The organism is Saccharopolyspora hordei (genome assembly GCF_013410345.1).
Lineage (GTDB): Bacteria > Actinomycetota > Actinomycetes > Mycobacteriales > Pseudonocardiaceae > Saccharopolyspora > Saccharopolyspora hordei.
The window spans coordinates 5,411,682-5,425,653 of sequence record NZ_JACCFJ010000001.1 but is presented as its reverse complement, the minus strand read 5'-3'; the positions used below and the strand labels follow the sequence as shown (position 1 = coordinate 5,425,653).

Sequence of the window (13,972 nt, the reverse complement as noted above, 5' to 3'; positions counted from 1 at the left end):
CTCGCAGTCTGAACTGTTCAGTGTCGGGAACCGACCAGTCAGTCTGCTGCGGCGGATGCCGATCCACAAGGCTTTCCGGCCGCCCGGTCGTGCCGGCCCACCGTGCTCGGGGGGGCGGGACGCGGCGGAGCGGCAGCGCCCCGCCGCGTCCGCAGCGGACACCCCGTGGTCCGGTCAGGGGTGGAAGACCCGCTGCGCCTCGCGGACCGTGCGCAGCGTCGCCTCGTGCGACCCGGCGCCCTCGGGCATGAGCAGGACGCGCCCGACGCCCAGCGCCGCCACCCGGTCGGCCAGGCGCCGCCGGCACTCCGCGACGTCGCCCGCGATGTGGCAGTCGGCCAGCTTCGCGGCCCCGGTGCGGGCCTCCTCGGGGGTCGGTGCCGGGCGCTCGACCAGTGGTGTGCCGAACCGGGCCGCCTGCAGCTCGACCTCGGCGATCCCGGCGGTGAGCAGCTCCTCGGCGGTCGGGGTGTCGTCGGCGATGGCGAAGTACGCCGAGTCGATGTTGTCGCGCGGGTCCACCTGGTGGCCGTGCTCGGCCGCCGCGGCCGCGTGCGCCTCGAGCACGGCGCGCTTGGTCGGCACGTCGATGAACGGGCCCAGCAGCACCGGGACGCCGTGGCTCCCGGCCAGGCGCGCGGACTCCGGTGACGACGAGGCCAGCACGAACGGCGCGCGGCGGGCCGGCGGTTCCGGGGAGAGGGTCACCTCGTCGAACCGGTACCGCTCGCCGCTGCCCGCCGCGCGCCCGTGGCGCAGCGCCCGCTCGAGCAGCGCCAGCGGCTCGGCGATGTCGCGGAACCCGGTCATCCCGGTGCCGAACACCTCCTGGTCGATCAACGGCTGCCCGCGCCCGACGCCCAGCGTGAACCGGTCGCCGGAGAGGTGCTGCAGCACCGCGGTCTGCTCGGCGAGCGCGACCGGGTGGTGGTGGGGCAGCACGGCGACGGCGGTGCCGACCCGCAGCGGCGTGCGGCCGAGCAGGAACGCCGCCATCGCCAGGGCGGAGGAGTTCTGCAACCGGGGGAGGAAGTGGTGCTCGGTCGTCCACAGCTCGTCCCAGCCGTGCTGCTCGGCCTCGCGCGCGTGCTCGAGCGCCCACCCGAAGGTCCCGCGGCTGTCCGCTGCGCCGAACGAGTCGGTGAACAGGACGAGCCCGTACTGGGTGCGCATGGTGACCCCCTTCTTTTTCGTCTTTGGTACGAAAAAGTAGCAGCGGAGTCCCGGGGCGTCGAGCGGAGTCGTCTAGGTTGGGGACGTGACCACGACGAACGCCCCGCGGCGACGCGGCCGCCCGCCGAAGCTGACCAGGGACGCCGTGCTCAGCGCGGCGCTGGAGGTCCTCGACGGGGCGGGGCACGGCGGGCTGACCATGCGCGCGGTGGCCGAGCGGCTCGGCGTCGGGAAGATGAGCCTGTACCACCACGTGGCGGACCGCGCCGAGCTGGAGCGGCTGGTCATCGAGCGCCTGCTCGCCGGTCTCGACGTGCCGGACCCGGCGCTGCCGTGGCGCGACCGCATCACCGAGCTGGCGGGCAGCGTCCGGTCGCTGGTCGTCCGCCACCCCAACGCCGCCCCGTTGATCGCGCTCCGCGAGTACAGCGACCCGGCCTCGCTGCGGGTGCCGGAGGCGGTCATGGCCGCGCTGCACGACGCGGGTCTGCGCGGCCCGGCGCTCGTCGGCGGTGCCCGCCTGGTCTTCAGCTACGCGATCGGGTTCGCCCAGGTCGACCAGGTCGCGCAGGACTCCCCGCACGGCGCGGTGTCGCCGCTGGAGGGCCTCCCGGAGGAGCGGTTCCCGCACGTGGTCACCGCCGCCCGCGAGACCCGCGGGCTCAGCCTGGACGACCAGTTCGAGCTGGGGCTGCGGCCGTTGCTCGCCGGGCTCGCGGCGATGGCCGGGACGGGCTCCTGACCCCCCGGTCGCCGAGGCGCGCCGACCCCGCGCGGGGGAAACTCGCCGAGATCGTCAGTGTGGCACTTGTCACACCTCTCTGTTCGGGGCAGAGTCGAGGCGGTAACGAGCCACCACGAGGCGGAAGAGGTGTTCGCCGATGGCCACCGCCACCGAACTGGCCGAGCTGCAGCGCGTCCTGGGGCAACTGCGCAGCAGCGTCGGGGTCCTCCGCGCCCGCTACGGCGACGCCCCGGCCGTGCGGCGCCTGCACAACGACGTGGAACGCCTGGACATCGACGTCGCCGAGCTCGCCAGCGCGCTGCCCGCCCAGCGGCGCGGCACCGAGGTGGCCGGCGACGTCGTGGTCGTTCCCGACACCCCCTACGACCCCTCGCTGTGGCGCGACGCCGACGACGAGGGGCTCGGCGGCCACCGCTCCTGATCACCGGAGTTCACCCGGCCGGGCTCGCCGGTTCGGGTGGACCGGCCGGGTGCACCGGTTCGGGGACTACCTGCCCCCGCCTCCCTGATCCAGAATGAGCGACCTCAAGGAGAGCACCGCCGGACACATCACGACAACGAGGTCTCGAATGTCCGCTCCCCCCACCACCTCCGGCCGGGCACGGATGTCCGTGCGCACGCTGCGCACCGACCGGTGGTGGCTGCCCCCGCTGGTCACCTTCGTCGCGCTGCTGGCCTTCGTGGTCTACGGCGTGATCCGGACCTTCATGAACCAGTGGTACTGGGTCCCCGAGTACCACTACCTGGCACCGTTCTACTCGCCGTGCCTGTCCGCCGCGTGCGTGCCGGGCGCCAGCCACTGGGGCCAGCCCGCCCCGGACCTGGGGCCGCTGGTGCCGCCACCGATCTTCGTCCTGCCGTTCGTCCTCGGCTTCCGGCTGACCTGCTACTACTACCGGAAGGCTTACTACCGGGCGTTCTGGGCGTCGCCACCGGCCTGCGCGGTGAGCGAGCCGCACCGCCGCTACACCGGGGAGACCCGCTTCCCGCTGGTCATGCAGAACGTGCACCGCTACTTCTTCTACGCGGCGATGGTCGTGGCGGCGGTGCTCACCTACGACACGGTGATCGCGTTCCGCGGCGCCGACGGCGGGTTCGGCGTCGGGCTCGGCAGCCTGCTCATGGTGGTCAACGTGGTGCTGCTGTGGGCCTACACGCTGTCCTGCCACTCCTGCCGGCACCTCATCGGCGGGCGGATCAACCACTTCTCCAAGCACCCGGTGCGCTACTGGTTCTGGACCAAGGTCACCTGGCTCAACGGCAAGCACATGCAGCTGGCGTGGGCCTCGCTGGTCTCGGTGGCCCTCGTGGACCTCTACGTGATGCTGGTCGCCAGCGGAGCGATCGCCGACCCCAGGCTGTTCAACTAGAAGGACGTCAATCGTGGAGATCGAACGGCACGAGTACGACGTGGTCGTGATCGGCGCCGGTGGCGCGGGTCTGCGCGCGGCGATCGAGACCCGGTCGAAGGGCCTGCGCACCGCCGTGGTGTGCAAGTCGTTGTTCGGCAAGGCGCACACCGTGATGGCCGAGGGCGGGATCGCCGCCTCGATGGGCAACGTCAACTCCCGCGACAACTGGCAGGTGCACTTCCGCGACACCATGCGCGGCGGGAAGTTCCTGAACAACTGGCGGATGGCGGAGCTGCACGCCAAGGAAGCGCCGCAGCGGGTGTGGGAGCTGGAGACCTACGGCGCCCTGTTCGACCGCACCCCGGACGGCCGGATCAGCCAGCGCAACTTCGGCGGTCACGAGTACCCGCGGCTGGCGCACGTCGGTGACCGCACCGGGCTGGAGCTGATCCGCACGCTGCAGCAGAAGGTCGTCTCGCTGCAGCAGGAGGACCGCGCCGAGTTCGGCGACTACGAGGCGCGGCTCAAGGTGTTCCAGGAGTGCACCGTCACCGAGCTGCTCAAGGACGACGGCCGGATCGCCGGCGCGTTCGGGTACTGGCGCGAGTCCGGGCGGTTCGTGCTCTTCGAGGCGCCCGCGGTGATCCTGGCGACCGGCGGCATCGGCAAGTCGTTCAAGGTCACCTCGAACTCCTGGGAGTACACCGGGGACGGGCACGCGCTCGCGCTGCGCGTCGGCGCCTCGCTGATCAACATGGAGTTCGTCCAGTTCCACCCGACCGGCATGGTGTGGCCGCCCAGCGTGAAGGGGATCCTGGTCACCGAGTCGGTGCGCGGCGACGGCGGCGTGCTGCGCAACTCCGAGGGCCGCCGGTTCATGTTCGACTACATCCCCGAGGTCTTCAAGGACAACTACGCCGACAACGAGGCCGAGGCGGACCGCTGGTACGACGACCCGGACAACAACCGCCGACCACCCGAGCTCTTGCCCCGCGACGAGGTGGCACGGGCCATCAACAACGAGGTCAAGGAGGGCCGCGGGTCCGAGCACGGCGGCGTGTACCTGGACGTGGCGACGCGGCTGCCCGCGGAGAAGATCGTCCAGCGGCTGCCCTCGATGTACCACCAGTTCAAGGAACTGGCCGATGTGGACATCACCGCCGAGGCGATGGAGGTCGGCCCGACCTGCCACTACGTGATGGGCGGCGTGGAGGTCGACCCGGAGACCGCGGCCTCGCGAGTGCCCGGCCTGTTCGCGGCGGGCGAGGTGGCCGGCGGCATGCACGGTTCCAACCGCCTGGGCGGCAACTCCCTGTCCGACCTGCTGGTGTTCGGCTGCCGGGCGGGCGACGGCGCCGCCGACTACGTGTCCGGGCTGGGCATCCGGCCGAGCGTCTCCGAGTCCGATGTGGATGACGCCGCGCGGCGCGCGCAGGACCCGTTCACCGCGTCGGCCGAGCCGGTGGGGGAGAACCCGTACTCGCTGCACGCCGAGCTGCAGCAGGTGATGAACGACCTGGTCGGCATCATCCGCCGCGGCGCGGAGATGCGGGAGGCCCTGGAGCGGTTGCGCGACCTCAAGGCCCGCGCGCAGCACCTCGCGGTGGAGGGCAACCGCCAGTTCAACCCGGGCTGGCACCTGGCCCTCGACCTGCGGAACATGCTGCTGGTCAGCGAGTGCGTGGCGCGCGCGGCCCTGCTGCGCACCGAGAGCCGCGGCGGCCACACGCGCGACGACCACCCGGCGATGGACGCCCGGTGGCGCCGCAAGCTGCTGGTGTGCGAGCTGGTGGCCGACCGGGTCGAGGTGACCGAGCAGCTGCAACCGCCGATGCGCGCGGACCTGCTGGAGCTGTTCAAGCTCGAGGAGCTGCGCAAGTACTACACCGAGGAAGAGCTCGCAGACGTCCGGGTTGGGGAGATCTGATGGGATACCAGGCGCACTTCCGGGTCTGGCGCGGCGGCGACGACGGCGGGCTGCGGGACTACACGGTGGAGGTCAACGAGGGCGAGGTCGTCCTCGACATCATCCACCGGCTGCAGGCCACCCAGTGCCCGGACATGGCGGTGCGGTGGAACTGCAAGGCGGGCAAGTGCGGCTCGTGCTCGGCGGAGATCAACGGTCGCCCCCGGCTGATGTGCATGACCCGGATGTCCACCTTCGACCGCGCCGAGACGATCACGGTCACCCCGATGCGGACCTTCCCGCTGGTCAAGGACTTGGTGACCGACGTGTCCTACAACTACACCAAGGCCCGCGAGGTGCCGGCGTTCAAGCCCCCGGCCGAGCTGGGGCCGGGCGAGTACCGGATGCAGCAGGTGGACGTCCAGCGCTCGCAGGAGTTCCGCAAGTGCATCGAGTGCTTCCTGTGCCAGAACACCTGCCACGTCATCCGCGACCACAGCGAGAACGAGGAGGCCTTCTCCGGGCCGCGCTACCTGATGCGGGTGGCGGAGCTGGAGATGCACCCGCTCGACCAGGCGGAGAACCGGCCTGAGGAGGCCCGGGGCGACCACGGGCTCGGGTTCTGCAACATCACGAAGTGCTGCACGGACGTCTGCCCGGAGAACATCCGCATCACCGACAACGCCCTGATCCCGCTGAAGGAGCGGGTGGCGGACCGCCGCTACGACCCGATCCTCCGCCTCTTCCGCCGCAAGCGGGACTGAGCTCCCGATTGCTCAACCGTCTCGCGGTAATGCTCTTGCCAGGTGTTCGAGCATCTCGTCGCTTATCGGCTGGAGGTGGGCGAGGGCGTTGCGTACTTCCCGCAGGATGAACAGCAGCTTCTTCTCGGGCCGCGGCAACTGAACCTTCCCGTTCTGGACGGCCCAAGCCATGTCACCGAGTTCCAGGACCGACCTGCGGGGAAGTGAGGCGGTCCCGCGCGCTCGCTCCTGTTGCGTCAGGTCGTCGAGGACGGTCCTCGAGACTCGTTCGCGGAAGGTCTTCTCGAGGAGTTCGCGGTACTCGTCGACGACGGGCATCAGTGCCCTGTTCTGTCCGCGCCAGATCATCTTGTCCAGCCCGAGGCCGCCACGTGCCGGACGAACTGCAGCGGGACTGATCCGCAGCTGGTGCTCCCACAAGTCGGCCATCCCGAGACGCCAAGCGGGGCGCAGTTCGTGTGGTGGGTGATTGGTCGTGGGGCGTGGCAGTGTTGGTACTGGTCGGCAGTCGACTCCAAGAGCACTCGCCCAGTCCTCGATGATGTCATCGAGTGACGCGATCAGGCCGTCCCACGTCGTAGCCAGGTGTTCTGCCAAGCGCAGGTCGGGGCCGGCGACCTCGGTGATCACCTCGATGGCCACCGTTTCGCGGAGCGCGGCCTTGCGGGTGGAGGACGTGGCTCTCCTCGATCCCGGTCGTGCGGTCGCGACCACGACTGCTGTGTCCAACCTCCCCACGACTCCCCACCACCATCGGACGCGAGTGGTCATCTGGTCGAGTCGGTCCAACGCCGTCCGCGGGAGGTCGCGCTCACGGGTAGCAAGCAGTAGACGCGGTCGGTCCGCAGGTTGCAACCCTTCTTCCTTTACCTGCGAAGTCAGACGTGCCAGCACACTCGCCAGCGAGTCTCGGTCCCACTCGCGCCACCCACGAACGACGAGAACTCTGCCTCGCAACTGTGGCTCGGTGACAATCGCGCGGATCTCGTCCGACCATCCGTCGACGTCCAAGTCGAGTTGCTGAGCGATCCGCTCTGCTACCGACGTCGTCCGTGGGAGCGTAGCAACGGCGACGGGAGACGTCGGTGCGTCGAAGTCGGCGAGCGCGCTGAACGCATCCCGCGCCCATGGAGGGAGGTCATTCGTCGGCTGGCCAACGCGGGGCGGGGGAACCGCTTCTTCCCACGCACTGCAGGGCGTTCCTTCTGGAGGAGGAACGGGCAAGCTGTCGTGGTTGTTGGCGACCTCGTCCACCAACGCGTCGGCGAAGCCGTTGTCGACGAACTCGTCCGGCAACAGCCACACACAGCTCATGCCCTCGGCGAGGTCAGCATTCACCGATTCGAGGTGTCCACCAGGGCCGGGAAGGCCCAACAGGGTCCACGGCTCGCTCACGACGCACCACGGAGGGAAAGAAGACAGCGGTGTACAACCACGTCCAACGCCACGCCACCCCCGTCCTCGTCGAGCACGTTGAGCATGGACAGATGCCGTAGCAACGCCCGGCTGGATTCTCGTTCAGTTTCGAGAGCGGCTTCCACGTCCTCTGGGGGAACGACCTCACCTGGCTCGAAGTACTCCACCCAGTTCCCGAGCTGCTGAACGAGGTTCTCGTCAAGGCCACAAGCTGACAGGTGGGCTCGGCTGGCCTGCGGCTCATTCAGCTTTTCCTCCGCCCGGCGAACCGCATTCGGCAAGGTGGATCCCCCGTTGACGACCCACGATATCGTTCGCTCGACCAGGTCGGGCCAACCTCCGGTTGCCTTGATCAAACTCTCCCGCGCTTCGGGAACGTCGAACGGGCATTCCGGCCAGCTCCGGATGCTTCTAGCGGTCCACCGCTCGAGCCGGACGGGCTCTGTGCCGACCTTGGCTGCTGCTTCCTGAGCGACCGCCGGCGTGACGAGGAGCAGGGCCGTCACGTTCTGCGGTGATGTCTTCTTCGAAAACCTGTCGACGATCCAGCCGATCGCTGGATTCATCTCTTCAGGAGGCATCTTCACCGCATCCACGATGACGATCGTCGTGGAGCCCCGTCGACGCACAGCGTCGGTCACCGTCTTCTTCAGGTCTTGAGTGGAACTGACGGTCTCTACCCGAGTGCCTCGCATCTCGGCGTAGTTGTGGATTGCGTCCGGCACGCGTTCGATGCCCAGAGCCGAGCTCCCCGTGATCACTGAAATGCTTGAGGTGGAAGTGATGTCGTGGAGTTGGCCGTCGGTGAGGGGGCTGTGGTACTCGCGGCCTCGATCGTCGCACAACAACAAGCGACGTGCTTCCCGCGGGTTGTACTCGTAGGGGCGGTCGAAGTCGGTCTCCGACAGCTCCCGCTCCAGATCCGCTTTGGTGCCGAGCATGTTGATGACGTTGGGGCTCCGCACGGCGTACCGCTTCTTGTGCGGAAGTCGGCTCAACAGGCCCAGACCGACCATCTCGTCGAGGTAGATGCTCAGCTGTGAGGCGGTGAGCTCGGCGAAGCCGGCGTGCCAGCGGTTCCGGGCTTCTTCGAGCAGTTCCTCGGGGCCGTAATCGGTGCCGTACGAATCGTTCAGGCTGAGCAGTGCGATCACCAGTGTGAGCACACGGTAGCGGTCGTCCAGGTTGATCGTGATGCGCAGTCGCTCAGCGATCCTGCTGCGTACCGAATCGCTCGCGGCTACCGCTTCCACGTCGTCCTCGGTGACCGCGACCGGCACCGTTTGGCTGTGTCCCCGTCGGCTGTGCAACGAGCGAACGAGCTCTTGACAGAAGATCTGGATCAAACCCGCCTGGTAGTTCGTGGCCGACAGCAGTCGCCACACCAGTTCCGGCCGTTCGAACCGGTATCCGAGTGCAGCCATCGGCTCCACCACCAACTTGCGGGCGTCCAGTGGCTCGAGCGGACCGACGAGGATGTCAGGTCCGCCGTGCACGAGCGGGACGTTGGAGATGTGGCCAAAGCGCTGGACCTGGTGCAGGCCGGCGAAGACGACCTTGAACCGGCGTTCGGTGGACTCCATGAGCTCTTTGAGGCCCAACACGTTCCTGAAGTGCGAGACGCCGCCAGGTGTGGATTCCCCGCGGGAATCAGCGGTGAGGAACGCGTCTGCCTCATCTGCCAAGATGAGCACCCGACGGCTCGGATCTTCGGAGAGCCACGCCTTGACGTTGTTAATCACGGTGTCTGGTGGCGCTTCGTCGGACACCTTGGGGCCCAGCACTCCGCGGTTCTTAAGTTCGACCGTCAGTGTCCGCCAGATCCGTGAGGCCGGCTCCGCTTCACCGATCCCCTTGGCCTTCAAGTCGAGATAGATCGCGTGTTTGGTGTCGCCATTGTCGAACGTTGCCTGGACGCGTCGCAACAACGCTGATTTGCCGAGTTGACGACCGCCATAGACGAACAGGCCGCCATCGGGATCGATGACTTGGGCCATCTCCGTTGCTCGGCCCACGAACAACTCGGGAGGTACCAGGCCCGCGACGAACGGCTTGTAGGGCTCGTAGATCGTCCAGGGTAGCGTGATGCGTTGTGTGGAACGCCACGAATTCGGTGTTCTCGCCGCGATCCAGCCGAAAGCCGCCGGATCTATGACGAGTGCCTTCGTTTTGTCGTTCACAGCACGGGCGGCGAGTGCTTGCCTAGCTGTGAGATCCATCGCGTGCGGGTACAAGATGATGTTGGTGCGTGATGCGTTTTCCGGGTCGAGGACACTGAGTACCGAGCGTCCTCGGCGTTCGTCGAGCACGACGGTGACCGTGTATTCGTTCGCTGAGGAGCCGAGTTCGGAGATGTAGGAACCGTCGTTCGGCGTGGCTGACGCACGGAACGTACGGTAACCACGTCGAGCTCGAGGTGTGAGTGCGATAGGACGAGAGGTGCAGTTCAGGCCGAGTGTGTAGAGGATGCTCCGAACGCCGTCTGCAAGGCTGTTCCTGCCACGCCCAGTCGGGTCGGCTAGGAAGTCCCACGCGTCGATCCCGTTGCTAGCGGCGTCGGTCAGTGGTGTGTCCGGCGTGGCCAGCTCGGCCCATCGGTGCGCGCTCGTGAGAGGAGCGTCCAACTTCCTCCGGAACCCCTCTCCGAGGAACTCCGTGAACTGGCTGAGGTCGTCAGTGCCCGGATCGGAGTGGTCGGGCAGCGGTTTGCCTTCCCGGACGAACGAAAGGAACTCGGTCGCGGTGACGGTATCGCCCTCGTCGAGCAGACGGCGAATTCGACCGCGATCCACATCAGACACCTGCAGATCGTGCAATTGTGCGCCGATCTCCTCGATACGGGCTTGCTGTCGGTTCGTCAGCTCACCGACGAGGTCGGTGAGCTGGCGAGATGCTGCGCAGTAATCGTCGTCCGGAACTGCGGAGAGGGCTTCGATCCGCCCGCTGACGGTGCTGTCCTCGCTTGGCGTCAGCAGGTTCTGTGCGCGGACGCGAGCGAACAGGTCACGGGCCTCGGTCATCTCCTTGCGGTGACGATCAGCCCAATCGTGCTTGGCGGCTGCAATCTTTTGCCGCAGGCGCGTCTCGTCGATCTCCGCATCCCAGCAGTTCAGTCCGTGGAGCTCGAGTATGCGTCTAGCTTTGGGTAGGTCGCCGCGCTCGCAATACTCCGATACAGCCTTTTCGATGTCGAACGGCTCGGTCAGCCGAGCGAGCACCGCAGAGGTGTCGGGATGATCGTGATCAGGACGACCGTCGGCGGTCCACGGCAGGTCGGTGAGTGGGAGCAAGACATCAGTCGTCGGTTCAGCCGTGCCGTCGTCGCCGGTCGCTGCCATCTGACGGCTCGGGGAGGCGGGCACCCTGTTGGGTTCGGTCAGCCACTCCCGCAGCAGTTTGAGCGCACTACCGGCCATGCTTGGTGGAGCCGGTTCATCCAGGACACGCGAAAGAGCACTCGCGAGTGCGGCGTCGATGTCCCTGTCAGAAGGACCCGACGAGTTGATCCGGACGCTGACGGCGTGTGCTTCCCGAACGAGGGTGGCAACCTCTTCGATCGCCCGTCGAAGCCCACGCCGGGCCCCAGCGATGATGGGCTCCCTCGCTTGCTTCGGTGTGCGGACTGCGGCGTCGGCTTCATCGATCAGGTCGTCGGCCGCGTCTTCTCCGGTGAGTTTTGCCAGCATGGAGGCGAGTTGCTCACTGCTCCCGGTGCCATTGGACCAGGAGATCACCGCCTGTAGACCCTCGTGCAAGGGCTGGCCTTCGCGGGTCAAGCGTTGCAGTACCCGCGTGCCCCTTTGGTAGGCGTTCTTCCGATGCGGGAGGTCGGCGGCGAGACTCGCGGCGCGTCTTCCCAACTCGGTGCGGACTTCGTCGGTGTCAGCAGTCGCGCGCAGGCCCACGCCAGGCTCGATCTTGTACTGGTGCCGCGTCGCGCGGATGGCAGTCTTGAGCAGCTCCTGCCAAGGAACGGACAGCGCACTGAGTGCTGTTTCGAGTTGAGGGAGGAGCTGGGGACCCCAACCAGCGACCAAGCCAGCGCGTAGAAGGCCGGTGAGGGCGAGGACGGCAGCGTCGGTGTCTCGGCTGAGTTCCTGAGCGTTCAGCGTGATCGATCCCAGTACAGCGGTTGCGTCTTCGCTGCTGTGTGCCCCGTAGGCAGCGGTGGCGAAGCGCAGGACGTCGCTGCGGCGGTCCGGTTCGGCAGACATCGCGGTTACCCAGTACGCTTCGGCGAGCCGACCCGATTCCACCAACGCCACGGCCACAGGTGGCGTACCTTCCTCCCACGGGGAGTTGAGCGGTGATTCTGCCGAGGGGGCGGCATCTTCGGTCATCCCAGTGACCTCGGGCCCCGCCTCCGGCTTCGGCTCCGCCACTGTGAGGTCATGCCCGGCGGGCCGGCGTGGGGTGACAGCCGCGTCTCGCTGTTCTGGTGCAGTCTCTCGTTCGACGGTAGAAGGGTTGTTTTCCTCGGCTGGCGACGGAGTGTCGTCGTTCCCGTCTACTAGTGGCTGGTTGTCTTTGGCGACGGTGTCGGTGCAGTTGGCGACTCCTGCGCGGGACCGCTCCAGCTGTTCCAATTGCTTCTCGTACTGCGCCCGGGCGTCCAGTAGTCCAGACACCGGGTTGCTCGCGATCAGTTGATCGAGGTTGGCTATCGTTTCTCGAAGTCTGTCGATCTTCTCGGTGATTCCGTTTCGTTCGAGATTTCGGCTCGTGAGGTCGGAGCGCCACACTTCGAGCCGCTGCTCGACGTCGTCGAAATTGGTAGTGGTGCATGCGGGGTCGTATCTGACCAGTTTCGACGCCAAGCTCGCACGTAATTCGTCGTACTCGGAGAGCGAGGCGTTTAGTTCCGGATCAACAGCGTTTCCGGCTTCGACTTCAACAGCAGTTGCACGCAGACGATTCGCTAAGACCGCGGCAGCTTCTCGCAGGTTGGCCAAGATCTCCGTCAGGTGGTCGAGCGCTGCTTCATCGAGCTCGGTCGACTCGCAACGTGCTCGGACGAAGTCCGCAGATGATCCACCGTCGTTCGCGACGAGGTGCGGAGTTCGTGCTTGTGAGCAGTCGTTCTTCTCCTCGGGGACCCCTTTCACGCTCGCTGTCTGCAGCGACTTCTCCAAGGTCCCGCGATGTTCTCTGGCCATTTGGCTCGCTGGCTGGTCCGCCAGCAGCAGGGCGTAGAGACCGAGCATGCCGATCGGGCGGCCCAGCGTGGTCAGCATCTCGGTGAGCTGCTCGAGATCCGGGTTTGTGACGTCCTCAGGAGGCCAGCCGTAGTGCTCGGTGAGCAACTTGGCTAAAGCGGGCACTGTGCTGGTGACGACGTGCTCGAGCTCAGGTCCGGAGGCTCGCCGCGCCCAGACGCGGCATGCGGCTTGGTCGCGCGACGTCGCTGAGGACCGCTTGGGAGCTTGGGGCAGCTTCGCGGCGGAGCGCAGTCGATCGCACACGGTAAGAACGGTGCCCAGCTCAACTTCGTCGAGCGAAATCAGCCACTCTCGTACCTGATGCGTCAGTCCCGTCACGCACAGTAAGTGTGCCAGCGGATGACTCCGGTTTCAGTTCACTTGATCGAGTTCAACAGAAGTTCGCTCGAGTGGAGCAGCGAAGCGGTGTTGCTGCTCCAGGGGCTGAGACCGAGACGGCCGGTGCGGCGGCCAGGCCGGGAAGCATTCACCAACTGATCTTGTGCAGCGTCCGCGAGGTGGGGCGCGCCCACGTCTCGCGCCGAGCAAAAAGGTTCGAGAGCAGATTGAGCTCGTCAGGCGCGGCCAGTGGAGCGGTGCGTCCAGGACGCGGTGGTTCTGGAAGCGGGAAGGCTCTCCCCGGAGAACACCTGACCTGACGCCACTGCCGTCCTGTGACCTACCGTTAGCTGTCTTGACCCGACACGATCTCGCCGCACTATCGCCGAACGTGAGCTCGGTCGGTGGGAGCAGCACGATGCTGTGGCCCACGCAACGAAGCCGCCACGTTCTTCGGTCGCTAGCCGCACCCGCGAACCGCGGCTCTCGTCCCCTGCTGCGGCGGTACGGAAGCTTTCGCCGGACAGGCCTCGGCCGGCCGCTGAAGGGGATCGGGTGTACGCGCTCGTAGCAGCGCCGTCCCGGCTCGGGTCGAGCGCCGGCGGACCCGATGCGTCGGCGCGACGCGAGGACATCGGCGCGACGCGAGGAATTCACCGTTCTTTCCACAGATCTTCACACCACCGGTTCTGCACGTCCGGTGTGAATCGTGTGAACGGGATGTCTCACGCGGTGGTCCACTGCGTGAAAACGACTGGTGGGCCGGTGATCGATGCGCTTGACCGTCCCTAGTGGACATTCGAGAGCGCCTGGCGGGTTTTGGTCAGGGCGCTTCCGTTCCGTTCTCCCTTCGTTATGTTCGAGCGCGACCTGAACGGTATCGGATCTCCCGAGGAGTGACGCGGGTCGAGCCGGGAGGTGGGTGTGCCGCGAGCCCTGGAGGGGTGACAGCGCACCGTCCCACCTGCGGGAACGCTCGGCCGTCCCGCGTCGGCGGTGGGGTGTGGCGGCCTTCGGGCGCCGCCCGGCCGCTGCCGAGACCTGACGCTCAACGGTTCCCCGGTCAACGCCGACCGCTG

Annotated in this window: 8 protein-coding genes; 5 read left to right on the top strand and 3 right to left on the bottom strand. The window is 67.2% G+C overall.

All coding sequences use genetic code 11. From position 1 onward, the window contains the following. Positions 1–174: 174 nt before the first annotated feature. Positions 175–1,173, bottom strand: coding sequence for an LLM class flavin-dependent oxidoreductase (locus tag HNR68_RS24720; RefSeq protein WP_179724118.1), 999 nt, complete (start codon positions 1,171–1,173; stop codon positions 175–177). Positions 1,174–1,258: 85 nt separating this feature from the next. On the opposite strand from HNR68_RS24720, the gene HNR68_RS24715 reads away from it, so the two are divergent. The 5 genes from HNR68_RS24715 to HNR68_RS24695 all read left to right on the top strand — a co-directional run bounded on the left by HNR68_RS24715 (position 1,259) and on the right by HNR68_RS24695 (position 5,940). Next, positions 1,259–1,915: a TetR/AcrR family transcriptional regulator C-terminal domain-containing protein gene (locus tag HNR68_RS24715; protein WP_179724117.1), complete on the top strand. Its 657-nt coding sequence runs from the start codon at positions 1,259–1,261 to the stop codon at positions 1,913–1,915. Positions 1,916–2,054: 139 nt separating this feature from the next. Further along, positions 2,055–2,339: a hypothetical protein gene (locus HNR68_RS24710; protein WP_179724116.1), complete on the top strand. Its 285-nt coding sequence runs from the start codon at positions 2,055–2,057 to the stop codon at positions 2,337–2,339. 148 nt (positions 2,340–2,487) lie between these two features. Beyond that, positions 2,488–3,288: a hypothetical protein gene (locus HNR68_RS24705; protein WP_179724115.1), complete on the top strand. Its 801-nt coding sequence runs from the start codon at positions 2,488–2,490 to the stop codon at positions 3,286–3,288. A 10-nt stretch (positions 3,289–3,298) separates the two neighbouring features. Then, on the top strand, positions 3,299–5,197 hold the full coding sequence (locus tag HNR68_RS24700; RefSeq protein ID WP_179725460.1) for a fumarate reductase/succinate dehydrogenase flavoprotein subunit: 1,899 nt from the start codon (positions 3,299–3,301) through the stop codon (positions 5,195–5,197). Continuing rightward, complete coding sequence (locus HNR68_RS24695; protein ID WP_179724114.1) at positions 5,197–5,940, top strand: succinate dehydrogenase/fumarate reductase iron-sulfur subunit; 744 nt, start codon at positions 5,197–5,199, stop codon at positions 5,938–5,940. The genes HNR68_RS24700 and HNR68_RS24695 overlap by 1 nt, the downstream gene beginning before the upstream one ends. 12 nt (positions 5,941–5,952) lie before the next feature. Here HNR68_RS24695 and HNR68_RS24690 read toward each other — a convergent pair whose 3' ends face one another. Next, positions 5,953–7,335: a hypothetical protein gene (locus tag HNR68_RS24690; protein WP_179724113.1), complete on the bottom strand. Its 1,383-nt coding sequence runs from the start codon at positions 7,333–7,335 to the stop codon at positions 5,953–5,955. Further along, the gene (locus HNR68_RS24685) at positions 7,332–12,893 is read right to left on the bottom strand and encodes a coiled-coil domain-containing protein (protein ID WP_179724112.1); all 5,562 of its coding nucleotides are present in this window, start codon (positions 12,891–12,893) and stop codon (positions 7,332–7,334) included. Before HNR68_RS24685 ends, HNR68_RS24690 begins: the two co-directional genes overlap by 4 nt. Positions 12,894–13,972: the final 1,079 nt, after the last annotated feature.

Excerpts from the sequence above, each read along its gene's own strand:
- HNR68_RS24705 (WP_179724115.1), top strand. The coding sequence starts at position 2,488 with ATGTCCGCTCCCCCCACCACCTCCGGCCGGGCACGGATGTCCGTGCGC.
- HNR68_RS24720 (WP_179724118.1), bottom strand. The coding sequence starts at position 1,173 with ATGCGCACCCAGTACGGGCTCGTCCTGTTCACCGACTCGTTCGGCGCA.
- HNR68_RS24710 (WP_179724116.1), top strand. The coding sequence starts at position 2,055 with ATGGCCACCGCCACCGAACTGGCCGAGCTGCAGCGCGTCCTGGGGCAA.
- HNR68_RS24695 (WP_179724114.1), top strand. The coding sequence starts at position 5,197 with ATGGGATACCAGGCGCACTTCCGGGTCTGGCGCGGCGGCGACGACGGC.